We start from the raw sequence: 26,439 nt of genomic DNA on the forward strand, positions 1-26,439 counted from the left end.
CTTCAGACAAGTCCGATCAATCTGCGTGAATGGATCAATCGACTATGGGCGCTCTGTGGCAGACCGATTCGCGTAAAACCGCAGTGCCAAACCACAGCGAGGACGAAGCGCCTATACCCAAAAAAACCGGACCGCGCCGTTATGCCTGGCGCCTGTTCTGGCTGCTATTGCTGATTGCGCTGATCGCCCTGGGGGTCGCCGCCACCCGGGAAATGCGGACCTCCAAGCTCCAGGCCCGGGAATTCAGCAAGCTGGCTCGTGACTTGAGCTATTCCCTGCAACCTGGCCCCAGCGATGCCATGCTCTATCCCGGCGCCGGCCCCTTCGACCGGCGTCTGGGCTATAGCGCCCTGGGTGAGTTCCTGCCACGTCTGCTCAAACGCGGCTACCTGATCGACGCTCAGACACGCTTTTCCCCGGCGTTGATGGACTACAGTAAAAACGGTTTTTTCGTGCCCTATACCGAGAAAATCCAGGCCGGCCTGTCCATCACCGATTGCCGCGCCGCGCCCCTGTATCAATTCAATTACCCGCAACAGCTGTATGCCAGCTTCGCCCATATCCCGCCCCTGATGGTGCACAGCCTGCTGTTCATCGAAAACCGCGATCTGCTGGACCCCAAGCTGGCCCAGGCCAACCCGGCAGTGGATTGGCCGCGCTTCGCCAAGGCCGCCTGGTCCCAGGTGGCCAAGCTCCTGCACCTGCCCGGGCAGACCGCTGGCGGCAGCACCCTGGCCACCCAGCTGGAAAAATACCGCCACTCACCCGATGGCTTGACAGTGTCCGGCGGTGAAAAGATCCGCCAGATGATTTCCGCCAGCGTGCGCGCCTATCAGGATGGCCCGCAAACCCTGGAAGCCCGGCGCCGGATCGTCCGCGATTACCTCAACAGCGTGCCGCTGTCGGCAGTTCCCGGCCACGGCGAGGTACATGGCATGGCCGAGGGCCTGCGGGTCTGGTACGGCGCCGATTTCGATCAGGTCAACCAGGCCCTGGCCAGCAACGCCACCGATGCCAGAAGCCTGGCCCAGCGTGGCCTGGCCCTGCGTCAGGTGCTGTCGCTGATGATCGCGCAACGCCGCCCCTCCCATTATCTGGTCAAGGGGCACGCCGAGCTGGCGGACCTCACCGACAGCCATATCCGCCTGCTGGCGCAAAACGATGTCATCGATCCCGCCCTGACCGCCGCGGCCCTGGCCAGCAAGGTCAGCTACCGCGACTGGCAGCAGCAGCCGACGATCCAGCCGATCGAAACCAACAAGGGCATCAGCGTGGCCCGCAGCCGTTTGGCAGCGCTGCTCAACCGCCCCCTGTACGACCTGGACCGCCTTGACCTATCGGCCACCAGTACCTTGCAGAGCGACCTGCAACGCCAGGCCACGGAGTACCTCAAGCATCTCGCCGACCCTGCATTTGCGGCACAGATCGGTGTGCTCGGCGAGCGCCTGCTGACCCCCACCAGCACCACCCAAGTGCGTTACAGCTTCACCCTGTTCGAACTCACCCCCGACGGCTCGCGGGTGCGCGTGCAGACCGACAGCACCGACCAGCCTTTCGACATCAACGAAGGCAGCAAGCTGGAATTGGGCTCCACCGCCAAGTTGCGGGTGCTGACCACCTACCTGCAGATCATCTCCGAGCTGCACGACAAGCACGCCGGGAAAACCCCGGCCGAACTGAAGAAGGTTGTGGTCAATGACCAGGACCGCCTGAGCCGCTGGGCCATCGACTACTTGATGCAGAACAGCGACCGCAACTTGCCGAAGATGCTCGACGCCGCCCTGGACCGCACCTACTCCGCCAGCCCCGGCGAAGCCTTCTTCACCGGCGGCGGGGTGCATCACTTCCACAACTTTCGCAACGAGGACAACGGCCGCAGCCCGACCCTGCGCGATGCCCTGCGCGAATCCATCAACCTGCCGTTCATTCGCCTGATGCGTGACCTGGTGCGCTACAGCACCTACGGCGGCGACAGCGGCAGTGCCGAGTTGCTCAAGGACGACGCCAACCCGCGGCGTCAGGAATACCTGGCACGCTTCGCTGACCGCGAGGGCACCTCGTTCCTGTTGCGGTTCTGGAAGAAGTACCGCAACAAGGACACCCAGGCACGCCTGGACACTTTTCTCGACGGCATGCACCCCACGGCGATCCGCCTGGCTGCCGTGCACCGCTACCTGCTGCCGGACGCCAGCCAGGAAAGCTTCAATCGCTTTGTCCGGGCCCACATGAAAAACGCCAAGACCGGCGAAAAGCTCACCGATGAGCGCCTGGACAAACTCTATGCCGGCTATGGCCCGGGGGCCTATGACCTGCCGGACCAGGGCTACATCGCCAAGGTCCATCCCCTGGACCTGTGGCTGCTGGGCTACCTGATGAACAACCCCGACGCGACCTTCAGCCAGATCGTCAAGGCCAGTGAGTTTGAACGCCAGGAGGTCTACAGCTGGCTGTTCAAGAGCCGCCATCGCAGCGCCCGGGACAGCCGCATCCGCACCATGCTGGAGATCGAAGCGTTCCTGGATATTCACCAGCGCTGGCAGAGCGTCGGTTACCCGTTCGACCACCTGGTGCCTTCCCTGGCCACCGCCATCGGCAGTTCCGGCGATCGCCCGGCGGCTCTCGCCGAGCTGGTAGGCACCATCCTCAACGACGGCGTGCGCCTGCCGACCCTGCGCATCGACAGCCTGCACTTTGCCGCCGGCACGCCTTACGAAACCCGCCTGAGCAACGACCCAGGCAAGGGCAAGCGCGTGATGCCTTCGGAGGTCGCCACGGCCCTGCGCGGAGCCTTGTCACAGGTGGTGGATGCCGGCACCGCGAAACGGGTATCCGGCAGTTTTAAACTGGCGGACGGTACGCCGCTGGCCATGGGCGGCAAGACCGGTACGGGCGACAACCGCATCGAGGCCATTGGTGCCGGCGGCCGGGTGCTGAGCTCCAAGTCCATCAACCGCACCGCGACCTTCGTGTTCTACATCGGCGATCACCACTTCGGCACCCTCACAGCCTATGTGCCGGGGGCTTCGGCCCAGGGCTTCAAGTTCACCTCGGCCTTGCCGGTGCAGGTGCTCAAAGGCATGGCGCCGATTCTCATGCCCTACCTGCAGCCTGGCAGCAGCACCCAGTGCCTGGGCAGCCTCGCGCAACGCTGAATCCCTCCGCTTGCCAGACCCTCCACGCCATTCCATGGCGTGGATCGCCCGTCCATTGCGATTTTCCATCTCCGACCAACGGCAGCTTTGAGCGGCACAGAAGTGCTTGCGCAATTCTTAAGATATATCTTAAGTTATGTCTAAATCGAACAGGAGAAAGAGAAAATGAGAGAGTATCCTCACCACCGCGAACACGGTGACGGCCACGACAGTTTCGAGCGCCGTCCCGCTCGTGAACGCGGCGGCCGCGGCCCCCGGGTGTTTGCCCCCGGCGATTTGAAGTTGCTGCTGCTGGCGTTGATCGCCGAGCAGCCCTGCCACGGCTACGACCTGATCCGCCAGATCGAAGGCATGTTCGACGGCGCCTACAGCCCGAGCCCCGGAGTGATCTATCCGACCCTGACCTTCCTGGAAGAAAGCGAAATGATCCAGGGCGACGCCGAAGGCGGAAAAAAACGCTACAGCGTCACCGACGCCGGTCGTCTTTCCCTTCAGGAGCAGGCCATTGCCCTGGACGGCGTGCGCATGCGCATCGAGGTCAGCAAGCGTTCCCTGCGCGGCCACGACCGCCCCGCGGAAATTCATGAGGCGGTGCACAACCTGCGCCACGCCCTGCAAATGCACCATGGCCGCTGGAGCCCGGAAGAAATCCTCCGGGTACGCGACCTGCTGAACAACACCGCCAAGGCCATTGTCGATGGTCCTGTCAGCCACACTGCCCAGGAGAAATCCGAATGACTGCAACCCCAGAGCCATCCATTCACCGGGTCATGCACGAGATCAAGCGCCGGCGCCTGGAAGTCTTGCGCGTTGTCGACCTGACCCCGCGCATGCGCCGCATCACCCTCGGCGGGCCTGAGCTGGCCGGCTTCATCAGCCTGGGCAGCGACGACCATGTGAAGCTGCTGTTTCCGCAGAACGCCGAACAGCAAGCCGCCCTGGAAACCCTGGTGCTGGGCCCGGGCAAGGACAGCGGTCCGATGCCCGCCATGCGCGACTACACCCCACGCCGCTACGACCTGGAACAGGGCGAGCTGGACATCGACTTCGTGCTCCATGGCGACGGCCCCGCCTCAACTTGGGCCGAACAGGCCAAGCCGGGGCAGTACCTGCACATCGGCGGGCCGCGAGGTTCGATGGTCGTGCCGGACATCTTCGACAGCTACCTGCTGATCGGTGACGAAACCGCACTGCCGGCCATTGCCCGACGCCTGGAAGAACTGCCGGCCGGACGCCAGGTATTGGCGGTGATCGAGGTTCAGGATCGAGCCGAGCGCCAGGCACTGCACAGCGCCGCCGAGATCGAGGTGATCTGGGTGGAACGTGATGGCGGCGGGCAGGACCTGATCAGCACTGTGCGTCAATTGCAGGTCCCGCAAGGCAAGCTGTACGCCTGGGTGGCCACCGAGAGCAAGGTCTCGCGCCAGGTTCGTCGAGTGCTGCTGGATGAGCACCGGCTCAACGACGAGTTCGTCAAGGCCGCCGGTTACTGGCGCCTGGACGGCAGCGAAGAAGAATAACCCCGCCTCACAGTAGGCGCTGGCTTGCCAGCGAAGGCGTTCTCAAGGGCCCCTTCGCCGGCAAGCCGGCTCCTACGAGATGGCCGGGAATGCATTTCCCTTGTAGGAGCTGGCTTGCCAGCGAAAGCGATTTCAAGCCGGCAAGCCGGTGCCTAGCGGGGTTGCGGAGGGTGTTTGCCCAGCCAGCGATCCAGGCCCAGCAACAGCAGCGACACCAGGACGAATCCCGCCAATATGCCCAGGGCATTGAGCAACACCTGGGGGTAGCCGAGCTTGTCCACGGCAATAAAGGGATAGGGGTACAACCCCAGCAAATCCCCGCGCAAGAGCAGATAGGCGAAATACAGCATCGGGTAAAGCATCCATAAGCCGATGTGCCTCAGCCGCAGCCGCCCCTTGGGCACACAGCACCACCAATAGATCAGGAACAGCACCGGCATCACGTCGTGCAGCAGCTCGTCCGCCAGCCATTGCCAGCCCTGGGGATGCCACAGGTGACGCAACAGCAGGCTGTAGGCCAACCCCACCAGGACAATGCTCGCCGCCACCGCGCCACTGACCGGCGCACGCAGCATGAACGCCTGCCCCCGGGAAATCCGCAGATTCAGGGCACAGGTCAGCACACTGGCCACCAGGGTATTGCTGAGCACGGTGAAGAAACTGAAGAAGTTCACCAGCCCGCCCAGCAGGCTGGCACCGGCCTCCCAGCGCAGCAACAGGATCAAGTACAGCTGAACCGTCAGCCCCAGCCAACCCAACACTGCGGCAATGGCGATCAGCCCGCGTCGGCTGAACAGCCTCTGCAGCGATACACCGGTCATGGAATTCCTCAGAGCGGACGCTTGGTGCGCTGCAACTTCACGTAGAGCTTCTCGACCTTTTCCCGTGCCCAGGGCGTCTTGCGCAGGAAGGTCAGGCTCGACTTGATGCTCGGATCACTCTTGAAGCAACGGATATCGATGCGCTCGGCCAACCCCGACCATTCGTAGTGTTCCACCAGCGCCTTGAGGATCTGTTCCAGGGTCACGCCATGCAGCGGGTCGGTTTGGGTATCGGTCATGCCAGGCCTTCGGGGAGAAAGATGAGGAAGCCGCGCACCTTAGCCGAGGGCATGCGCCCACGCCAGAGCGCTGTTTTAACTGTAGCCGCCGTCGGCAACCACGGTGCTTGAGCATGAGAAGCAAAAAGTTCCTGGCTTTTTGAAATAAAAGAGATGTTATATTGTATCAATCAATAACAACTCACCTGCATCCTGGGCACCCCCGTGTCCCGCCTGTTTTCTGACTCAAAGCGCGCTGCGCAACGCTTGCCAAGGAATGACCGATGTCCCTCTCAGTCCCTCGCCCTTCCCGCTCTTTACTGTGGCGCCTGTCGCCGCTGTCCGCCGCCTTGCTGATTGCTTCCCAGGCCCAGGCCCTGGATTTGCCCCAGCAAGTCATCACCGCCAATCCTCTGGGCAGTACCCAACTGGCCGCACCGACCACCGTGCTGGAAGGCGAGCAGTTGACCCTGGAACAGAAAGGCAGCCTCGGTGAAACCCTGAACAAGCAGCCGGGCGTGTCCTCGTCCTACTTCGGTCCCGGCGCCAGCCGCCCGGTGATTCGTGGCCTGGACGGCGACCGCATCCGCATCCTGCAAAATGGCGTCGGCGCCCTGGATGCCTCGTCGCTGTCCTACGACCACGCCGTACCCCTGGACCCGGTCAACGTCGAACGTATCGAAATCGTTCGTGGCCCGGCAGCCTTGCTGTACGGCGGCAACGCCATTGGCGGGGTCATCAACAGCTTCGACAACCGCATTCCCACCGAAGCCATCGAGGGCATTCACGGTGCCGGTGAACTGCGCTACGGCGGCGCCGCCACCACCCGCAGCAGCGCCGGAAAACTGGAAGCCGGCGACGGTACCTTCGCCCTGCACCTGGACGCCAACTCCCGGCAGTTCAATGACCTGAAGATTCCCGGCTACGCCCGCAGCCGCCACGCGCCGGCGAGCGAAGATGGCGACGGCAAGAAAGGCCGCCTGGGCAACAGCGACGGTCGCCAGGACGGCGGCGCCATCGGCGGCTCCTACACCTGGGACGACGGTTATGCCGGCCTGTCCTACAGCAACTACGACTCCAACTACGGCTCCCCCGCCGAAGACGACGTGCGTATCCGCATGAAGCAGGATCACTACGCCTTTGCCTCGGAGCTGCGCAACCTGCAGGGCCCGTTCAGCTCGCTCAAGTTCAACGCCGGCTACACCGACTATGAACACCGGGAGATCGAAGGCGGAGAAACCGGCACCACCTTCAAGAACAAGGGCTACGAGGCGCGAGTCGAGGCCCGTCATCTGCCCATCGGCCCGCTGGAAGGCGTGGTCGGTGCCCAGGTCAATCGCAACGAGTTTTCCGCCCTGGGTGAAGAAGCCTTCGTGCCGAAGACCGATACCAACAGCGGCGCACTGTTCATTCTTGAAGAACTGCAAGCCACCGAGCGCCTGAGACTCAGCCTTGGCGGACGCCTGGAACACACCACCGTGGACCCGGACGGCAAAGGCAACGAACGTTTTGCCCAGGCCAATAAGTCCAGCAGCTTTACTGCCGGCAGCCTGTCCTCCGGTGCGGTCTATACCCTGACGCCGGTCTGGTCCCTGGCCGCCACCCTGGGCTACACCGAACGCGCTCCGACCTTCTACGAGCTGTATGCCAACGGCGCCCACGTCGCCACAGGCACCTATGAGCTGGGCAACGCCAAGCTGTCCAAGGAAAAGGCCGTGTCCAGCGACCTGGCCCTGCGCTTCGACAACGGCACCCACAAAGGCAGCGTCGGGGTGTTCTACAGCCACTTCTCCAACTACATCGGCTTGCTGGGCACGGGCCGAACCCTCAACGATGAAGGGGAAGAAGATGCAGACGGAATTGCGGAATACGCCTATTCCGGAGTACGGGCACGCTTCACCGGGATCGAAGCCCAGGACCGCTGGAACCTGGGAGAAAGCGCCTACGGCAAGTTCGCCCTGGAGCTGTCCGGCGACTACACCCGGGCCAAGAACCTCGACAATGGCCAGGACCTGCCACGCATTGCTCCGCTGCGCCTGAACAGCGGCCTGCTATGGGAACTGGATCGCTGGCAAGCACGCCTGGATGTCCAGCATGCCGCCGGCCAGGGCCGAGTGCCGGACCACGAAAGCAGCACCGATGGCTACACCACCTTTGGTGCCAGCGCCGGCTATCGCTTCGACATTGGCCGTAGCCAGTGGCTGGCCTTCGTCAAAGGCGAGAACCTGACCAACCAGACCGTGCGCTACGCCAGTTCGATCCTGCGGGATATCGCGCCGGCTGCCGGGCGCAGTGTGGAAGTGGGATTGCGTACCACCTTTTAAACCGTTCGCCGGCAAGCCGGTTCCTACACGGATCTGTAGGGGCCGGCTTGCCGGCGAAAGCGGTCTCAGCAATAACGTCGCGGGTCAGCCTCGATCAAGCTGGCCAACTGGGTCAGGGCAAAACGCAACTCGTCCTGGGTCGTAGGCGACATCAGCACCACCCGCACACAACGGGAGCTGGCACCGCGTTCCACCTGGAACTGGCTGCCGCTCATCACCAGCACTCCATTGGCTCGGGCCAGGGTGGCGAACTCATCGCCAGTCCAGGGCTCCGGCAAGGTCAGCCACAGGTGATAGCTGTGGGGCTGAGTCTGGATCTCCAGACCGGCAAACACTTCCCGGGCAATCGCCTGGCGCGCTGCCGCTTCGTTACGCTGGGTCTGTACCAGCTTGCGGTCCAATCCCTCGACAATCACATTGCTGGCCAGTTGCGCGGTCAGCGGCGACGGCATCCACACACTGCTACGGACCATCGAGCTCAGCCGCGACAGCAACTTGGGCGGGCTGTAGAGATAGCCCACACGCAACGCCGGCATGATCGCCTTGGACAGACTGGTGAGGTACACCGAACGCTGCGGCGCATAGCTGGAAAGCGGTTTGATCGACGGATCGGTGGCGAGAAAGCCGTAGATATCGTCGTCGATGATCAGGAAGTCGAACTCTTCGGCAATCGCCGCAATCTGCGCCCGGCGCTGGGGTGACATGATCGCCGTGGTGGGGTTCTGGCAACTGGCGACGCACACCAGCAGCGCCGGCTTTTCCCTTAGGCACTGCTCGCGCAAGGCCTCGGGAATCATCCCCTCAGCGTCCATCGCCACGCCCCGCAGGCGCCGCTCCAGGCCATGGGCCACGGAGATGATGCCCGGGTAGGTCAATGATTCGCAGAGCACCAGATCGCCGGCATTGCTCAAGGCGCTGATAGCCACCAGCAACCCGTGCTGGGCGCCGGCAGTCATCACCACCTGTTGCCAATGGGCTTCGGGCAAGGAGTGGCGCAGCCACTGGGCACCGGCTTCACGATGAGCCGGATGACCACCGTCGGGGGCGTAGTCCAGGGCACGGCCGAAGTCGCTGCTGCGGGCCATGCCCACCAACGCGCCGCGCAACCAGTACTCCAGGGTTTCGCTGTAGGGCTTGATGATCGACAGATCCAGGGCTTCGGACTGCCCCAGGGACAGCGAAGGTGCGCTGGAACCTTCCGGCAACTCCAGCGGCGGTTGCGCCAGCACATAAGTACCGCGCCCCACCTCTCCCTGCACCAGACCACGACGCTGGGCTTCGCTGTAGGCACGACTGACGGTGCCAGGGGTGACGTTGAGGGTCACCGCCAGCTCGCGCAAGGTCGGCAAGCGGTCACCGTCGTTCAACAGGCCGCTGCCGATGTCCCGCGCCAGGGCGTCGGCGATGGACAGGTAAACCGGCTGATTGAACTCGCTTAACTGGGGAACCCACATGGAGGCTGATCACCATCGGCTGCTTTGAAGTGGACCGGAGCATATCACAGGCTTGCACTCGCCTTTAACATCGACTCAATCGAGCTATTGATTCGATCAAAAGACAAATAAAAAACTGCAGGCGACTCGAAAGCTTTATTCATGATCAATATAAATAGTTTTAAATCAGTCACTTATACATAAACAAAGGACTTCCCAGAGAAATCTTTCTTGAGAAACAATTGAATCGATTCAATTCATTGAAATACACTCAACCATCGCCAACCCAATCGATTCAATCCTTCTCTCACCCACGCCAGTCGAGATGCCATGCACAGTCTCAGAAAGGACCTGTCCCTCTCCGCCGTGATTGCCGGCCTGATCGCCGTGATCATTTCCTACGCCGGCCCCTTGATCATCGTGTTCCAGGCCGCCCGCGAAGCCCACTTGCCCAGCGATCAGGTGTCGTCCTGGATCTGGGCCATCTCCATCGGCAGCGGCCTCACCGGCCTGCTGCTGAGCTGGCGCCTCAAGGTGCCGGTGATCACCGCCTGGTCAACTCCGGGCGCGGCGCTGCTGGTGTCGATGCTGCCCACGGTGTCGCTGCCCCAAGCCATAGGCGCCTATATAGTCGCCTCGCTGATCATTGCCGTGGTCGGGCTGTCCGGGGCCTTCGACAAACTCATGAGCCGCCTGCCCAAAGCCATTGCCGCCGCCATGCTGGCGGGCATCCTGTTCCGCTTCGGCGCCGGACTGTTCACCTCAGTCACCCTGCAACCGGTCCTGGTACTGGCGATGATCGCCGCCTACCTGCTGGGCAAGCGCCTGTCGCCACGCTATGCGATTCTGGCGGTACTGCTGGTGGGCTGCGCCGTGGCCGCCGGCCTCGGCGAGTTCAACGGCGGCGCCATTACCCTGGCGGTGGCCCAGCCGATCTTCATCGCCCCCGAATGGAGCTGGCACGCCATCATCAACATCGGTCTGCCCCTGGCCCTGGTGACCCTCACCGGACAGTACGTTCCGGGCATGGCGGTGATGCGCAGCGCCGGCTACAACACTCCGGCGCGCTCGATCGTGTCCTGGACCGCCATCACCTCGGTACTGCTGGCGCCGTTCGGCTCCCATGGCATCAACCTCGCCGCCATCACCGCAGCCATCTGCACCGGTCGCGAAGCCCACGAAGACAAGGACAAACGCTACATCGCCGGGATTGCCTGCGGCCTGTTCTATCTGTTCATGGGCATCTTCGGCGCCACCCTGGCCTCGGTCTTCGCCGCCCTGCCCAAGGAGTTGATCGCCGCCTTGGCCGGTCTTGCCCTGTTCGGTGCCATCAGCGCCGGCCTGAGCGGTGCCATGGCCGATGAGAAACAGCGTGAAGCGGCCCTGATCACCTTTCTGGTGACCGCTTCGGGCATGAGCTTCCTGGGGCTGGCCGCGGCGTTCTGGGGGCTGATCTTCGGCCTGGTGGCGCACTTCGCCCTGAGCTATACCCGGCAGAAACAAGCCCTCGCCGAGGCAGCCACGCCGCGCTGACCCCGAATGGGCCCGATTACTGTTACCGAATCCAAAACTGTTCATGTCAATAAAAGCGCTTTCTCTTGATGAGACGGCGCTTTATCCTTCGCACCCTGAAGCTGAAACGCTTCATCTTTCCTTTTGAAATCAGCGGCATGCCCCCTCGATCCAGCGTGATCAAGGCCACGCAGCCCGCCCTTGCTTCTGCCTATTCCTAGAAAAAGACCTGACTCGAATGCCTATGCCTACTTTCCAGCGCCTAAAAGACAGCGCTGTCCTGACTCCCGTCGCCCTGCCCAAGACCCTGAGCCTGATCGGCGCCCTGGGGTTTGCCGCCTGCGCCCAGGCCGCACCGGCCTTCGACAGCGACTCGCCCTGGATGCTCGGCGACTGGAATGGCACACGCACGGAACTGGCCAACAAGGGTTACGAGTTCAAGGTCGACTACGTCGGCGAAATGGGCGCCAACCTGCATGGCGGCTACGACCATGACCGTACCGCGCGCTACAGCGATCAGTTCGCCTTCGGCAGCCACCTGGACCTGCAGAAGATCCTCGGCTGGGATGACGCCGAGTTCCAGTTGACGGTAACCAAGCGCGACGGCAACAACATCAGCGACGACCGGATCAACGACCCTCGGGTCGGCGGCTTCACCTCGGCCCAAGAAGTCTGGGGCCGCGGCCAGACCTGGCGCCTGACCCAGATGTGGTACCAGCAGAAATTCTTCGACCAGAAACTCGACATCAAAGCCGGACGCTTCGGCCAGGGCGAAGACTTCAACAGCTTCCCCTGCGACTTCCAGAACCTGGCGTTCTGCGGCTCCCAGGTGGGCAACTGGGCCGGCAGCGTCTGGTACAACTGGCCGGTGAGCCAGTGGGCGCTGCGGGTCAAATACCACCTGACCCCAGAGGTCTACGCGCAGATCGGCGCCTATGAGCAGAACCCGTCGAACCTGGACCGCGACAACGGCTTCAAGCTCAGCGGCAGTGGCACCCAGGGCACCCTGTTGCCGGTGGAACTGGTGTGGACCCCCAAGCTCAACGGCCTGGCCGGTGAGTACCGCGCCGGCTACTACTACAGCAGCGCCAAGGCCAGCGACGTGTACAAGGACAGCAACGGCCAGAGCGCGGCCCTGAGCGGCGAAGCCTACCGCAGCAGCTCGAGCAAGCACGGCCTGTGGTTCGGCGCACAACAGCAAGTCACCAGCTTGGCCAGCGACCACTCCCGCGGCCTGAGCCTGTTCGCCAACGTCACCGCCCATGACAAAAAGACCAACGCCATCGACAACTACGTCCAGGCCGGTTTGGTCTACAAAGGCCTGTTCGATGCCCGCGCCAAGGACGACATCGGCTTTGCCCTGGCCCGGGTCCACGTCAACCCGGCGTACCGCAAGAACGCCCAGGCCCGCAACCAGGCCCGCGCGATCTACGACTACGACAACCCGGGCTACCTGCCGCCCCAGGACACTGAATACAGCGCCGAGCTGTACTACGGCGTGCACCTGGCCAACTGGCTGACCGTACGCCCCAACCTGCAATACATCCGTCATCCCGGTGGCGTCAGCCAGGTGGACGACGCATTGATCGGCGGGATCAAGATCCAGAGTTCGTTCTGAAGCCGCGAGGCAAAAAACCACGCCATTCACAGTTTTCAGCTGAACCAAGCCCGCGCCTGATCGTCATCTACAGTGAACATGCGCGGGAACACTCTTAACGTCACGGAGAACCACACTATGAGCACTGAGGGTGCTTCAAGTCCGAGCCGCTTGCTGCCAAGCCTGCTCGGAATCTTGCTGCTGCTAATGGGCCTGGCCTTGCTGGCCGGGGGGATCAAGCTGAGCATGCTCGGCGGCTCGCTGTACTACGTCCTGGCCGGTATCGGCCTGACGCTGACCGGCCTTCTGCTGCTGGCCGGCAAACGCGCTGCGCTGGGTCTTTATGCCCTGGTACTGTTCGCCAGTACCGTCTGGTCGCTGTGGGAAATCGGCCTGGACTGGTGGCAGCTGGTGCCACGCCTGTCCCTGTGGTTCGCCCTTGGCGTGGTCCTGCTGCTGCCCTGGTTCCGTCGTCCGCTGCTGCGCGATGGCCCGGCACCGATGGGCACTGCGGCCCTGAGCGTGGCCGTGGTCCTGGCCGGTGGCGCTGCCATCGGCAGCCAGTTCACTAACCCTGGGGAAATCTCCGGCGACCTGGGTCGCGACAGCGCCGACATGACCAGCACCGCGCCGGCCATCCCTGATGGTGACTGGCAGGCCTACGGCCGCACCGAGTTCGGTGACCGCTACTCGCCGCTGAAGCAGATCACCCCGGCCAACATCGGCAAGCTGCAGGAAGCCTGGCGCATCCGCACCGGCGACATGCCGACTGCCAAGGACCCGGTAGAAATCACCAACCAGAACACCCCGCTGAAGGTCAACGGCAAGCTCTATGCCTGCACCGCCCACAGCAAGGTGCTGGCTCTGGACCCGGATACCGGCAAGGAAATCTGGCGCTTCGACCCGCAGATCCAGGGCCCCAACGGCGACGATTTCCGTGGCTGGGCGCACATGACCTGCCGTGGCGTGTCGTACTACGACGAAGCCAACTTCAAGAACACCGACGCCATCAGCCAACCGGCCACCCTGTCCCCAGCGGGCCAGGCCATCGCCGCCAGCTGCCCGCGTCGCCTGTTCCTGCCCACCGCCGATGCACGCCTGATCGCCATCAACGCCGACACCGGTAAAGTCTGTGAAGACTTCGGCAACAAAGGCGCCGTGGACCTCAAGGCCGGTATCGGCCCGTTCACTCCGGGTGGCTACTACTCCACCTCGCCAGCGGCCATCACCCGCAATCTGGTGATCATCGGCGGTCACGTCACCGACAACGAATCGACCAACGAACCGTCCGGCGTGATTCGCGCCTTCGACGTGCACGACGGTCACCTGGTGTGGAACTGGGATTCGGGCAACCCCGACGAAACCGCTCCCCTGCCAGAAGGCAAGACCTACACCCGCAACTCGCCGAACATGTGGTCCCTGGCCAGCGTCGACGAGAAACTGGGCATGGTCTACCTGCCACTGGGCAACCAGATGCCTGACCAATGGGGCGGCAACCGCACTGCGGGCGCCGAGAAATTCAGCGCCGGCACCGTGGCCCTGGACATCGACACCGGCAAGCTGCGCTGGAACTACCAGTTCACCCACCACGACCTGTGGGACATGGACGTCGGTAGCCAGCCGACCCTGCTCGACATGAAGACCGCGGACGGCGTCAAGCCGGCGCTGATCCAGCCGACCAAGCAAGGCAGCCTGTATGTGCTGGACCGTCGCGACGGCACCCCGATCGTGCCGATCCGTGAAGTACCGGCCCCGACCGGCGCAGTCGAAGGTGACCACACCGCTCCAACCCAGGCCCGCTCGGACCTGAACCTGCTGCCACCACCACTGGACGAAAAGGCCATGTGGGGCGCCACGCCGTTCGACCAGATGCTGTGCCGCATCCAGTTCAAGGAACTGCGCTATGAAGGCCAGTACACCCCGCCGTCGGTGCAGGGCAGCCTGATCTACCCGGGCAACGTCGGCGTGTTCAACTGGGGCAGCGTCTCGCTGGACCCTGTGCGCCAGCTGCTGTTCACCAGCCCGAACTACATGGCCTTCGTTTCCAAGCTGGTGCCGCGTGCCGAAGTGGCCGCCGGCAGCAAGCGCGAAAGCGAGACCTCGGGCGTGCAACCCAACACTGGCGCGCCTTACGCAGTGATCATGCATCCGTTCATGTCGCCTCTGGGCGTACCGTGCCAAGCGCCGGCCTGGGGTTATGTGGCCGGTATCGACTTGACCACCAACAAAGTGGTGTGGAAGCACAAAAACGGCACCAGCCGCGACAGTTCGCCGATCCCGATCGGCCTGCCAATCGGCGTACCGAGCATGGGCGGCTCCATGGTCACCGGCGGTGGCGTGGGCTTCCTCAGCGGCACCCTGGACCAGTACATCCGCGCCTATGACGTGAAAAACGGCAAGGAACTGTGGAAATCCCGCCTGCCAGCAGGCGGCCAGGCCACGCCGATGAGCTACACCGGCCAGGACGGCAAGCAATACGTCCTGGTGGTCGTGGGCGGCCACGGCTCCCTGGGCACCAAGATGGGCGACTACATCATTGCCTACAAACTGTCGGAATAAGTTTTACCGGCAGGGGTGAAAGGGGCGGCTACCTTGGGGTAGCCGCTTTTTTTTGTGTTCTGGGTAGAGGGGATGGTGTGTATATCCGGTGCTGCGGGGGTGGCGGATATTGGTTCCGCTCTTACAGCGGGGTTTGGGTACATATCCGTTGCTGCGGGTGTGGCGGCTGGCGGTTCCGCTCTTACAGCGGGGTTTGGGTACATATCCGTTGCTGCGGGTGTGGCTACTGGCGGTTCCGCTCTTACAGCGGCTCACTTTTGAACAGCGCAAAAGTAAGCAAAACGCTCTGCCCCTCCACTCGGTGCCTCGCCTAGGCTCGGCATGCCCGAACTCCGGCATTGATCCGTGGGCCGCCGCCACCGGCCATCCATGGCCGGGTGGCGGCTAACCCGGCATCCCTGCCGGGTTACCCACGGCTCAATGCCTGCGTTCGGCCATCGTGGTTAACGGGGCGTTCAGATCAAGATCAAGAGCGCGACGGCGGCCTTGCGGCCGGCCTGAAGCTGGAGCGGTGTGTACCGCCCCCCGTGTAGGAGCTGGCTTGCCAGCGAAGGCGTCCGCCCAGGCGATGCATGTCTCACGGGCCCTTTCGCCGGCAAGCCGGCTCCTACGGACAGCGCGTAATACGCGCTTGGCTCTTGCTCTTGATCTTGATCTTGATCTTGATCTTCAGGCCCCTTCCCAGCCGGCCGAGCGTAGGCGTTGCGTAGGGGGCAGCTCGGCAAGGATGCCGAGCTAGCCGCCACCCGGCCATGGATGGCCGGTTGGCGGCGGGCCCCCGGAGCAATGCCGGAGCGAGGGCACCCCGAGCCTCAGCGAGGGGCCCATGGAGGGGCAAGCGTTTTTGGTTCCTTTTTAGGCGTTTGTAAAAAGGGACTCGCCGTAAGGGCGAAACCGCCAGCCGCCACACCCGCAGCAACGGATATGTACACAAAAAGATCCCGGTTTTACGACTGCTTCCCCGCCGATCAAGAGCAAACCCTCCCCCCCTTCCCCTCAAACCGCGGTCACCGAAAATTCCTACAACTCGCGTCCAATTGCATCACCTTGTCCCTCCAAGGCGATGCCCTTAAGGTCTGGGGGTCATTGCAAATTCAGTGACAGGGGTGTGGAAGCCCCTATATCGTTAGGCGCGCAAAGCACCAGCAACCGCCAGGCATGTTTGTAGCCTGCACTTATGGTGGCTGTGCGCGGGGCACTCTTGAGTGCGCCGGGTGCCTAACGTCCCGGTCTTCCACACCTGCGTACAGCCGCCACCTAATTACGTGGAAGTGATTTTTGGCGACTCCGACTCATACGTTAGGAAGCAGACCAATGAAGAAAATCACACCCGATCCACCCATCGATACAGTGGATAAAAACGTGGAGCACTACATGCCCCTCACCAGCAACGACTACAACATCCCCACCCTGCTGGTAGACACCCAGGCCCCGCTGGACGCCCTCCACGAAGCCGCCGCCCACCGCATCCGCGCGGCCACGCAGTTGCTGGAAAACATCGCCAGCCACGACAACCTGCAGAGCAATCCCGCCCTGCTCCAGGACTTCGCTCAACTGTGCGTCATCCCCCTGCGCGACGGCTGCGACCTGCTCGACGTACTGGGCCGGCGCCTGCAGGAACAACTGCTCACCTGACCCCTGAGCCGGGCCCGGCAGCGCCCCGCCGGGCCCATCAAGCGGCCCTGATCCCCGCGCCCCCTGCGCCTCGTAATTGCAAAGCGACATTAGCCCATTTGTGCTAATCGACCCTCCCCCACCCGGGCGATATAGTGCCAAGCAACCACCCGCTCTCCCCCAACACCGCCGTTCTGCGGTGTCGGGAGCGGCTGCGCCGTTGAAAACACAACAACACCAAGGAAGATTCATCATGAAACTCCATTCCAGTGTCCGTCCTCTCACCCTGCTCAGCATCCTGGCCCTCGCCCTGGGCGGTTGCGCCATCGCCAAACCGAGCAACGACGACCTCAAGAACCGCGCCCAGACCACCCTCGGCAAGCCCGTGAGCACGGTCTCGAACGTACGCAGCGACGCGTCCCAGACCTACTTCACCGCCAGCACCAGCAACGGCGAATATGACTGCGTATTGCCCAGCGGCGGCATGGTCGCCTTCGCCACCATGGGCGGCGCAGTAGCGCTCCCCGCCCAGTGCACCAAGCAGTAAGCCGGCAGTCCCTGACTACCCAGGTTCGCGGCGAACACCGGCACCTGCGCCATGGCAGGGCTGTGTCGCGCGAACATTGCAACTTCTTCAAAAGGTTCTGAACCCATGAACTCCCGCTTACTCATGGTGGCAGGCACAGTCCTGCTCGCCTGTGCCTTGAGTGCCTGCGCGCCGCGCCAGGGACGAACCCTGGACGAATACCCGCCGGTAAAGATCCCCACCGTGCAGTACCCCACCGTCCCCTTCGATACCCAGGCCGCGCGCGCCGCCCTGCAACCCGGCAACGCAACGCTCACCGGCAAGTTCTGCATCGTCGGCAACGACGGCATCGAGAACAGCGGCAATGTGGAGATCTATCTCTACCCGGTCACCCCGCACTTGCAGGCCTGGCATGACTTGCGCAGGTCCCAGCCCGAGGGCGCGCCGGTGAGCATGGCCCCCGAGGCCGTGGCCGTGCACCGGGTGACCCGGACCAACGGCAACGGCATCTTCCAGTTCACGGGCCTGCAACCGGGCCGGTACTTCGTCCAGGGCCAGGACAGTGTGTACGGCACCAGTCGCTGGAACGAGTACGTGGGCACCGGCCAGAGCAACACCAACTACGGGCCGGTGACCACTCACTACTACACCGAGCGCAGTTCGACCTCTTCGTACTCGGGCATGCTGGACAACTTCGTCGAGCTCGCCAGTGGCGAGAACAAGAAGCTGACCATGACCAACTACCCCCTGCTTATCCCGTGCCGGACCTGGTAGCAGCCCCTTGCGTCACGGCCCTGTGACTGGACGCCATCGGCGCCTCGCGCAGGGCCCGCAAGGTGCCCCGCAGTTCCACCGGGTGCACCGGCTTGGAGAGGATGGCGATGTTGCGATCGTGCAGAGCGGCGTGGATTTTCTCGAGGTCGTGTCCGGTGATGATCAAGGCCGGCACTTCCCAGCCCCGCTGCTGGCGGATGCTGTCGATGCACTCGATGCCCGAGGCGCGGGTGCCCAGGTCGTAGTCGGCGACGATGATGTCGCAGTCGGTCAGCAGATCTTCCCCGCTCGACTCGGCCTGGACCACGCAGCCCCAGCGTTCCAGCAGCGCCGAGGTGGCCAGCAGGACGTTGCGGTCATCTTCCACCAGACAGACCCGCAACCCGGTCAGCAAGCCGCTCTGCAACGCCTCGTCACGGCCGTGCAAACGCTGCGGCGCGGCCAGAACCAAGCCATGCAGGCTGACGGCAGTACCATGATCGACCCGCGAGCGGAGCGTCACCTGCAGGTCGGTCAACTGCCCCAGGCGTTTGACGATGGACAGCCCCAGGCCGACGCCTTCGACGTCCTTGTCCCGTACCTGGCGGACCCGGTAGAACTCATCGAAAATCTTCGGCAGATGCTCCTCTGCAATGCCCCGGCCCCGGTCATAGATGACGATAGCCAGGCCCTCCCCGCGCCGGCGCACGCCAATCAGCACTGGCCGTTCCGCAGCGTATTTGAAGCAGTTGGACAGCACGTTCTGCACCATGGTCGCCAGCAACCCCGGGTCGACCCGCACCCAATGGGCGCAAGGCCGCAACCGCAGTTCGACCCCGGCCCAGCGCGCCGCTTCGGTGTTCTGACGCACCAGGTCCCGCAGTAACTCCCCCAGGTGCACGGTTTCGTACTTGGGCTGCACGCGCCCGTTGTCCAGGGTGTAAAGGTCGAGGATCGAACGAAACAACTGCGACACGTTGAGCAGCGAACGGTCGATGTTGTCCACCAAGCGCCGCTCTTCCCCCCCCAGGTTGGCCTCGCGCAAGCAAGCGGTAAACAGGCCGATGGAGTGAATCGGCTGGCGCAGGTCGTGGCTGGCCTGGGCCAGGAAACGGGACTTTTCCAGGTTCGCGGCGATGGCTTCTTCCGAAGCCAGGCGGGTGCGCTTGAGCAGGATATGGGCGTACACCGGAATCACCGTGCTGGTGATCATCAGCATCAGCACCATGTACGGCTGGGCCTGCCAATAGGGGGTCAGCAGGTAGACCATGAACAGTGCGAACTGCGCCAGAACGGTGGCGATGGCCAGGTAGCGCGAGCCAAAGCGCATGCCATTGCCCAGGTTCACCCAGACCATCACCGCGTAGATCGGCAGCGCCCCTTCCCCGCCCACCACCAGGCCGTAACAGGTGCCGCTGTAGTCGTAGACCATGCCCAGGATGCGCCGCGCCGGGTAGTGCCCGGGCCAGCGGGCGATGGCCGCACGCAGGATGATCGAACCCAGCAAGAACAGGGAAATGTAGATCATCACCGGCACATAGGTATCGACACTTTGCCCCGGCAGAAAGCCGATCAAGCCAAACCAGACCAGGGCACAACTGGCCACGATAATCCGCAGGGTGGCCTGATCGAGCTCGCTGTCCTTCTCAACTTTCATGCAATCACCTCCTTGTGCATTAGGCGCTGGCGTGGTCTTTTGCCGCTCTGCAAAACAGCGTATCGAACACGACCAGCGGGCAGTTACAACGCCGCGACCCACGTTAGCATGGTCACAGGACTGGATGTTTCAAGGAGTTTCAAGACATGAGATGCCGGATTATCGTCGCTGACGACCACCCGCTGTTTCGCGAAGGCATGCTGCGTACCATCCAGCGCCTGCTACCCGAGGCGGTGCTCGAAGAGGCCGGCGACCTGACGGCGGTGCTGACCCTGGCCCTGACCGGCGAGGAACCGGACTCGCTGATTCTCGACCTGCGTTTCCCCGGATTGACCTCGGTCAGCATGATTACCGACCTACGCCGACAGCTGCCCCGAACCTCGATCATCGTGGTATCGATGGTGGACAACCAGGACCTGATCGGCGAAGTCATGGCCGCCGGCGCCGACGGCTTTATCGGCAAGAGCATCAGCCCGGAGGAGATCGGCCAGGCAATCCTGGCCATTCGCCAGGGCGAAGTGGTGGTCAAGTACGCCCCTTCCGGCTTGCTGCTGCCCCTGGATGCCTGTGCCGAGATCAGCCAGTTGACCAACCGCCAGCAAGAGGTGCTGCGCCTGATCGCCCAGGGCAAGACCAACAAGGAAATCGCCCGGGAGCTGGATATCTCGCCGTTCACCGTGCGCATCCATGTCTCGTCCCTGCTGCACACCCTGAAGGTGCCCTCCCGGGCAGCGGCTGCGGTGAAGTTCGCCGGGGCCTGGTAATCCGGGACAGGCTCGCGCACCAATGCCAAAGAATCGCCTCCGGCGCTGCACCGGCCGTTTGACCCGGTTGCACCTTTAACACTGGGAAGCCAGGCATAAATGAGGCAGCATCGGTCCTGGCACGCCTGTATAAACGCCATGGCATTGGGCGGCACGCCAGGAACAGCGTGCTGGCGCGGCCGCCCCACGCAGGAGAAACACATCATGAATACGGATAAACGTGATGAATTATTTGATCGGTTGCACCACTGGTTCGGTGACTCGGAAGCCACCAACTGGAACGAATACACCACCGAACAGGTGGCCAAGGGCGTGCTTCACGCCTTTACCCCGGCGCAATGGCAACGACTCGGCGAGACACTGCTGTCCCGGCCCGAGTACTGGCAGCACCGCTGCGCCGTCTCCCTGGGCGAGTTGCGAACCGCACCCGCCATCGCGTTGTTGAAACGCCTGCTGGCAGACTCGCCTTACCTGGATGTGCGAGTCATGGCGGTCTATGAGCTGGACTGGGCGCAAGCCGCCATTGAGCAGCGCTATGCGCCCTGTATCCTGGAAATCATGGACAACCTCAGTGAAGAAGGCATCGAGCCGGAGCTGCAAAGCCTGCTGACCAAGGCCGAGTCGGCCACCCTCTGAAAGCCCCCAACCTGGATGCCGGCTCCCCGCCGGCCATCCAGTCCCTTCAGCTGGACACCCGTGAACGCAACAGCCAACGCTCGAAAGCCTCGGTGGGCAACGGCCGGCTGATCAGGTAGCCCTGAACCGTGTCACAGCCCCAGCTCTCCAGCAGTTTCAGGCAATGCTCGAACTCCACCCCTTCAGCCACCACCTTGAGTCCCAGCTTGTGGCTCATTTCGATGGTCGAGCGCACGATTACCGCATCACCGCTGGTTTCGTCCAGGTTGCGGATAAAGGACTGGTCGATCTTCAGCTCCTGCACCGGTAGACGCTGCAACTGGGCCAGGGACGAATAGCCGGTTCCAAAATCATCCACCGACAGACTGATGCCGCAGCCACGCAAGCGCTGCAGCACCGCCAGCGACTGCTCCGGATGGCGCATGATGGCGCTCTCGGTGATCTCGAACACCAGTTGCTCGGCGGCCACCTGATAGCGCTCCAGGCACTCGCTGACCCGGACTTCCAGGCCGTCGTCCTCCAGGTCGCTGGCGGAGATATTCAGCGACAGGCGCACCGGCAAAGCCCGGCGACTCCACTCCGCCAACTGGCGAATACAAGCCTCGATGACCCAGGAGGTCAGGCTGTGCATGCTGCCGGTCCGCTCGGCCAGGGGAATGAACTCCGCCGGCGACACCACGCCGAACACCGGATGCTGCCAGCGCAGCAGAGCCTCGGCCTGGTGCAGGTAATCTCGACGCAGATCCAGCTTGGGCTGATACAGCAGGAACAGTTCGCCTTCGGCGGCGGCACGACGCAGATCACGGATCAAGCTGATCTGCCGCTGATGAGCCAGGTCGCGGTCTTGCTGGTAGACCTGCAGGTAACCGGGGTTGAGCGATGCATCGTGGCGGGCGATCGCCGCACGGCTGATCAATTCTTCGGCGGACTTGCCGTCGACGGGATACACCGCCATGCCCATGCAGATCTGGCGCCGCACCTCATCGCCCTGGATCAGCTGGGGTCGGCTCAACAAGCCATGGAGGCGGTCGGCCATGGCAATGGCGCCATCGAGCTCGGTGTTTTCCAGCAGCAGGAGAAACTCGCTGGCGGTGATCCGCGCGGCGGTATCGCCCTGGGACAGCACTTCACGCAGCCGCCGGCTCAGCTCCCTCATCATCTGCTCCAGCCCTTCAGTGCCGAAGCCTTCGTTGATCGCCCGATAGTTGTCGATCCCCAGGTACAGCAACACCACATTGCGCCGGGCAGCGATGGCCTGGCTCAGACGCTCGATGGCCAGAGCCCGATTCGGCAGCCCGGTCAGGGCGTCATGCAGGGCGTTGTGGGCCAGTTGCCGCTCACGGGTGGCAATGGCACTTTGCATGGCGTTGAAGGCATCGGCCAGCACGCCGAATTCGTCGCTGCGCTTGATGGCCACCGTGGCCTGATAGTTGCCGGCACCGATGCGTCGGGCGGCCTGGGCCAGGTCTTCCAGAGGCCTCGAAACCCGCCGAGCCATCAGCAGGGCGAAGGCCAGGGAAATCACCAGCGCCACCATGGCGATCCACAGGAACTCCCGGTCCAGTGGCGCGAAGGCTTGCAGTGCTTGTTCCAGAGGACTTTGCAGCAAGGCCATGACCCGCGGATCGTCGGCATCCCCGGTATTGGCCAGTTGCAGTGCCTGGTTGAGAAAGCGCTGGCCATGGGCTTCGCTCATCTGCGGCAGGGACTGCCACAAAGAATCACGCAGGACATTGATGATCGGTGACCAGAAGAACTCCGGCTGGGTGCTGAACAACTCTCCGGGGTGCTCGCCGTCGACGGTCAGGAATGACACTTCAAGGTTGCTCATGGAACGCAGTTCCCGGGCGAACAGCTCGTCCATGGGAAAGCCCATCACTACCCGGGCAATGGGCAGCGACTCCAACACTTCGCCTTGCACCAGCAGATAGGGACGGCCCTTGATCGCAACGAACAACATGTGGGTGTTGTGCCGCAGCGCTCGACGCAGCGCCCGGTCGTAGGGAAAAGGCTGGTCCCGGGCAATCTCCGCCAGAGTGCTGGCGATGACTCGCCCCTCGGGGCTGAGCACGAACATCTCGCTGGAACGGATGCCCCCACGGTGCTGGGCCAGGGACGCAAGAATGTCCACCGGTTTGCCGCTGACCACAGCACGACGAAACTCCGAATCCACCACCAGCCAGTCGACACCGTATTGCAGGTTGCGGCCCCGCAGGTCCAGCAGGCGCTCGAACACTCGAGTGCCGATCTTCAATTGCAGTTGCGCCTGCTTCTCCACTGCCTGGGTGGTGGCAGTCTTCACCGCGAAATACACCGCGCCAATCAGTACCAACAGCAACAGCGCCAGCACCCCGACAATCCTTGCCTGAAAGGTTAGGCGCCACTTCATAGGGCTGCTCTCATCCACTCCGATCGCCCGCCGAGCCGGGAAAGTACCAGCGCGGGTGACGGCCGCCGGGAGCTGAAAAATCCGTTCTTCATACCCATCCCTCTAAGAAGCTGAATGCGCGCGTCAAATAAATGCCATCTTCATTCCGGCATTCCGGACACTCAGATTAATCCTCTAACTACAGAAGATCACGCAATAAAACAGGTGATCACGCAGTCATTTTATTGACATTTGATATCCGTCAAAGCCGTCAAATACCTCCACAACGTCCACTCGACGCGTCTGGACTTAGCCCCAAGGGGAGTTGAGGAGCGCTCGGAAAAAAGCTGAAACCAGTTTCCCATTGAAACCTGCCGTGACCTGCCCCATCTAACCTGCATAGCCCATCGCGCAGGAGCCTTCATGAGCGACCAGCAAGCATTTCCCGAAGATCCACGTGAGTACGTCGATCCGGAAAATACCGAACAGCCCAGTGCCCATGGCACCGGCCTGGCCCTGCCCGGGCAGAATCTGCCGGACAAGGTCTACATCATCCCGATTCACAATCGACCCTTCTTCCCGGCGCAAGTGCTGCCGGTGATCGTCAACGAAGAACCCTGGGCCGAAACCCTGGAACTGGTGAGCCAATCCGACCACCACTCCCTTGCGCTGTTTTTCATGGACACGCCCCAGGACGACCCTCGCCACTTCGACACATCCGCGTTGCCGGAGTACGGCACCCTGGTCAAGGTCCACCACGCCAGCCGCGAGAACGGCAAGCTGCAATTCGTCGCCCAGGGCCTGACCCGGGTCCGCATCCGCACCTGGCTCAAGCACCACCGTCCGCCCTATCTGGTGGAAGTCGAATACCCGCACCAGCCCAGCGAACCCACCGATGAGGTCAAGGCCTACGGCATGGCGCTGATCAACGCGATCAAGGAGCTGCTGCCGCTCAATCCGCTGTACAGCGAAGAACTGAAGAACTACCTCAACCGCTTCAGCCCCAACGACCCTTCGCCGTTGACCGACTTCGCCGCCGCCCTGACCTCCGCCACCGGCAACGACCTGCAGGAAGTGCTGGACTGCGTGCCGATGCTCAAGCGCATGGAAAAAGTCCTGCCGATGCTGCGCAAGGAAGTCGAGGTCGCGCGTCTGCAGAAAGAGATCTCCGCCGAGGTCAACCGCAAGATCGGCGAGCACCAGCGCGAGTTCTTCCTCAAGGAACAGCTCAAGGTGATCCAGCAGGAGCTGGGGCTGACCAAGGACGACCGCAGCGCCGACCTGGAACAGTTCGAGCAACGCCTGAACGGCAAGGTCCTGCCACCACAGGCGCAGAAGCGCATCGACGAGGAGATGAACAAGCTGTCGATCCTCGAAACCGGTTCGCCGGAATACGCCGTAACGCGCAATTACCTGGAATGGGCCACCGCCGTGCCCTGGGGTGTGTACGGCGCCGACAAGCTCGACCTCAAGCACGCGCGCAAGGTGCTGGACCAGCACCACGCCGGGCTTGACGACATCAAGACCCGCATCCTCGAGTTCCTCGCGGTGGGCGCCTACAAGGGTGAGATCAGCGGCTCCATCGTGCTGCTGGTGGGCCCGCCCGGCGTGGGCAAGACCAGCGTTGGCAAGTCCATCGCCGAATCCCTGGGGCGCCCCTTCTATCGCTTCAGCGTCGGCGGCATGCGCGATGAAGCCGAGATCAAGGGCCACCGCCGCACCTACATCGGCGCCCAGCCGGGCAAGCTGGTGCAGGCCCTCAAGGAAGTGGAGGTGATGAACCCGGTGATCATGCTCGACGAGATCGACAAGATGGGCCAGAGCTACCAGGGCGACCCGGCCTCGGCCCTGCTGGAGACCCTCGATCCGGAGCAGAACGTCGACTTCCTCGACCATTACCTGGACCTGCGCATGGACCTGTCCAAGGTGCTGTTCGTGTGCACCGCCAACACCCTGGATTCAATCCCCGGCCCGCTGCTCGACCGCATGGAAGTGATTCGCCTATCGGGTTACATCACCGAGGAAAAGCTCGCCATCGCCAAGCGCCACCTGTGGCCCAAGCAGTTGGCGAAAGCCGGTGTGGCCAAGAGCAGCCTGAGCATCAGCGACAGTGCCCTGCGCACGGTGATCGACAGTTACGCCCGGGAAGCCGGGGTGCGCCAACTGGAGAAACAGCTGGGCAAGCTGGTGCGCAAGGCGGTGGTCAAGCTGCTGGACGAGCCGGATGCAAACATCAAGATCGGGCCCAAGGACCTGGAAGCTTCCCTGGGCATGCCGGTGTTCCGCAACGAGCAGGTCCTGAGTGGCACCGGGGTCATCACCGGCCTGGCCTGGACCAGCATGGGCGGCGCGACCCTGCCCATCGAGGCGACGCGGATTCACACCCACAACCGCGGCTTCAAGCTCACCGGGCAACTGGGTGACGTGATGAAGGAGTCGGCGGAGATCGCCTACAGCTACGTCAGTTCGCACCTCAAGCAGTTCGGTGGCGACAGCAAGTTCTTCGACGAAGCCTTCGTCCACCTGCACGTCCCTGAAGGCGCCACGCCCAAGGATGGCCCGAGTGCCGGGGTGACCATGGCCAGCGCCCTGCTGTCCCTGGCGCGCAACCAGCCGCCGAAAAAAGGCGTGGCCATGACCGGCGAGCTGACCCTCACCGGCCACGTGCTGCCCATTGGTGGAGTGCGCGAGAAAGTCATCGCCGCGCGGCGGCAGAAGATCCACGAGCTGATCCTGCCGGAACCCAACCGCGGGCATTTCGAGGAACTGCCGGACTACCTCAAGGAAGGCATCACCGTGCATTTCGCCAAGCGTTTTGCCGACGTGGCCAAAGTGCTGTTCTAAATCCCTTCGCCGGCAAGCCGGCTCCTACAGGTTGTGCCGTGTAGGAGCCGGCTTGCCGGCGAAGAGGCCATAACCGCCAACCTCCATCCCCACCCCACACCGCCCATCATCTTCAGTTATGCTCGCCGTTCGTCACGAATG

Annotated in this window: 18 protein-coding genes; 13 read left to right on the forward strand and 5 right to left on the reverse strand. The window is 63.0% G+C overall.

Annotated elements, in window-relative coordinates:
• The first annotated feature begins 44 nt into the window (after positions 1-44).
• From P7C00_RS25720 to P7C00_RS25730, 3 genes are all read left to right on the forward strand, one after another.
• Positions 45-3,152: a transglycosylase domain-containing protein gene (locus P7C00_RS25720; RefSeq protein ID WP_346632545.1), complete on the forward strand. Its 3,108-nt coding sequence runs from the start codon at positions 45-47 to the stop codon at positions 3,150-3,152.
• 165 nt (positions 3,153-3,317) lie between these two features.
• Positions 3,318-3,890, forward strand: a complete 573-nt coding sequence (locus tag P7C00_RS25725; RefSeq protein WP_404937572.1) for a PadR family transcriptional regulator — start codon at positions 3,318-3,320, stop codon at positions 3,888-3,890.
• Positions 3,887-4,672 carry a siderophore-interacting protein gene (locus P7C00_RS25730; protein ID WP_346632547.1) on the forward strand — a complete coding sequence of 262 codons (786 nt, stop codon included), beginning with the start codon at positions 3,887-3,889 and terminating at the stop codon, positions 4,670-4,672. The genes P7C00_RS25725 and P7C00_RS25730 overlap by 4 nt, the downstream gene beginning before the upstream one ends.
• Before the next feature lie 152 nt (positions 4,673-4,824).
• Here the strand turns inward: P7C00_RS25730 and P7C00_RS25735 are convergent, their stop codons facing one another.
• A complete protein-coding gene (locus tag P7C00_RS25735; RefSeq protein ID WP_346632548.1) occupies positions 4,825-5,493 on the reverse strand; it encodes a Pr6Pr family membrane protein in 669 nt (222 codons plus the stop codon).
• Between the two features lie 8 nt (positions 5,494-5,501).
• Entirely contained in the window at positions 5,502-5,732 is a 231-nt protein-coding gene (locus P7C00_RS25740; RefSeq protein WP_016966714.1) for a VF530 family DNA-binding protein, read from the reverse strand.
• 263 nt (positions 5,733-5,995) lie between these two features.
• On the opposite strand from P7C00_RS25740, the gene P7C00_RS25745 reads away from it, so the two are divergent.
• Complete coding sequence (locus P7C00_RS25745) at positions 5,996-8,035, forward strand: TonB-dependent receptor (protein ID WP_404937573.1); 2,040 nt, start codon at positions 5,996-5,998, stop codon at positions 8,033-8,035.
• Between the two features lie 65 nt (positions 8,036-8,100).
• Here the strand turns inward: P7C00_RS25745 and P7C00_RS25750 are convergent, their stop codons facing one another.
• Positions 8,101-9,489, reverse strand: coding sequence for a PLP-dependent aminotransferase family protein (locus P7C00_RS25750; RefSeq protein WP_404937574.1), 1,389 nt, complete (start codon positions 9,487-9,489; stop codon positions 8,101-8,103).
• Positions 9,490-9,798: 309 nt separating this feature from the next.
• On the opposite strand from P7C00_RS25750, the gene P7C00_RS25755 reads away from it, so the two are divergent.
• From P7C00_RS25755 to P7C00_RS25780, 6 genes are all read left to right on the forward strand, one after another.
• Positions 9,799-11,001 (forward strand): benzoate/H(+) symporter BenE family transporter, encoded by a 1,203-nt coding sequence (locus P7C00_RS25755; protein ID WP_346632551.1) that lies wholly within the window; start codon positions 9,799-9,801, stop codon positions 10,999-11,001.
• Between the two features lie 223 nt (positions 11,002-11,224).
• Complete coding sequence (locus P7C00_RS25760) at positions 11,225-12,598, forward strand: carbohydrate porin (RefSeq protein WP_404940094.1); 1,374 nt, start codon at positions 11,225-11,227, stop codon at positions 12,596-12,598.
• Positions 12,599-12,715: 117 nt separating this feature from the next.
• The gene (locus P7C00_RS25765) at positions 12,716-15,136 is read left to right on the forward strand and encodes a glucose/quinate/shikimate family membrane-bound PQQ-dependent dehydrogenase (protein ID WP_346632552.1); all 2,421 of its coding nucleotides are present in this window, start codon (positions 12,716-12,718) and stop codon (positions 15,134-15,136) included.
• A 1,314-nt stretch (positions 15,137-16,450) separates the two neighbouring features.
• Positions 16,451-16,771, forward strand: a complete 321-nt coding sequence (locus P7C00_RS25770; protein WP_404937575.1) for a hypothetical protein — start codon at positions 16,451-16,453, stop codon at positions 16,769-16,771.
• Between the two features lie 232 nt (positions 16,772-17,003).
• Positions 17,004-17,297, forward strand: coding sequence for a hypothetical protein (locus P7C00_RS25775; protein ID WP_123724667.1), 294 nt, complete (start codon positions 17,004-17,006; stop codon positions 17,295-17,297).
• A gap of 105 nt (positions 17,298-17,402) precedes the next feature.
• Positions 17,403-18,050, forward strand: coding sequence for a carboxypeptidase-like regulatory domain-containing protein (locus tag P7C00_RS25780; protein ID WP_404937576.1), 648 nt, complete (start codon positions 17,403-17,405; stop codon positions 18,048-18,050).
• Here the strand turns inward: P7C00_RS25780 and P7C00_RS25785 are convergent.
• Positions 18,028-19,686, reverse strand: coding sequence for a hybrid sensor histidine kinase/response regulator (locus tag P7C00_RS25785; RefSeq protein WP_404937577.1), 1,659 nt, complete (start codon positions 19,684-19,686; stop codon positions 18,028-18,030). The two genes, P7C00_RS25780 and P7C00_RS25785, sit on opposite strands and share 23 nt — an antisense overlap.
• Before the next feature lie 146 nt (positions 19,687-19,832).
• Here P7C00_RS25785 and P7C00_RS25790 point away from each other — a divergent pair, with 146 nt between their 5' ends.
• Positions 19,833-20,450, forward strand: a complete 618-nt coding sequence (locus tag P7C00_RS25790) for a response regulator transcription factor (RefSeq protein ID WP_346633985.1) — start codon at positions 19,833-19,835, stop codon at positions 20,448-20,450.
• 204 nt (positions 20,451-20,654) lie between these two features.
• On the forward strand, positions 20,655-21,086 hold the full coding sequence (locus P7C00_RS25795; RefSeq protein WP_346633984.1) for a HEAT repeat domain-containing protein: 432 nt from the start codon (positions 20,655-20,657) through the stop codon (positions 21,084-21,086).
• 46 nt (positions 21,087-21,132) lie between these two features.
• Here the strand turns inward: P7C00_RS25795 and P7C00_RS25800 are convergent, their stop codons facing one another.
• Positions 21,133-23,475 (reverse strand): EAL domain-containing protein, encoded by a 2,343-nt coding sequence (locus P7C00_RS25800; protein ID WP_346633983.1) that lies wholly within the window; start codon positions 23,473-23,475, stop codon positions 21,133-21,135.
• 402 nt (positions 23,476-23,877) lie between these two features.
• On the opposite strand from P7C00_RS25800, the gene lon reads away from it, so the two are divergent.
• Positions 23,878-26,298, forward strand: coding sequence for an endopeptidase La (gene lon / locus P7C00_RS25805; RefSeq protein ID WP_346633982.1), 2,421 nt, complete (start codon positions 23,878-23,880; stop codon positions 26,296-26,298).
• The last annotated feature ends 141 nt before the right edge of the window (positions 26,299-26,439 follow it).

This window comes from Pseudomonas sp. JDS08PS003 (assembly GCF_045013505.1).
GTDB lineage: Bacteria > Pseudomonadota > Gammaproteobacteria > Pseudomonadales > Pseudomonadaceae > Aquipseudomonas > Aquipseudomonas protegens_B.